The sequence below is a fragment of the Psychrobacter sp. GW64-MNA-CIBAN-0177 genome, from assembly GCF_040309585.1.
In the GTDB taxonomy this organism is placed as follows: domain Bacteria; phylum Pseudomonadota; class Gammaproteobacteria; order Pseudomonadales; family Moraxellaceae; genus Psychrobacter; species Psychrobacter okhotskensis.
The window spans coordinates 1-262 of record NZ_JBEOOY010000339.1 but is presented as its reverse complement, the minus strand read 5'-3'; the positions used below and the strand labels follow the sequence as shown (position 1 = coordinate 262).

Below are 262 nucleotides of genomic sequence, written 5' to 3'. Positions count from 1 at the left end.
GCGGTGTATGAGCACCTGGGCGCTACCGCCTGCCGGATCCTGGTGCCGGATTACTCGGAAATCTACCCGGTGGACGACCTGATCTGGGACAACACCAACAAGGCGCTGTTTTTCCGCGAAGACATCCTCAACCTGCACCGCCTCAACGAGGAAGAGTTGCAGGCGTTGGTCGAACGCCTGATAGAAAGCGAGCTGGACGACTACACCGATATCACCACGCTGATCGGCATCGAGTTCGATGACAACACGGCGTGGGGCCAAC

At 58.8% G+C, this 262-nt stretch carries 1 pseudogene; it reads left to right on the top strand.

The features are described 5' to 3' along the window. Positions 1 to 262: pseudogene (locus tag AAEY79_RS15350) on the top strand (OsmC domain/YcaO domain-containing protein); the annotation flags it as partial.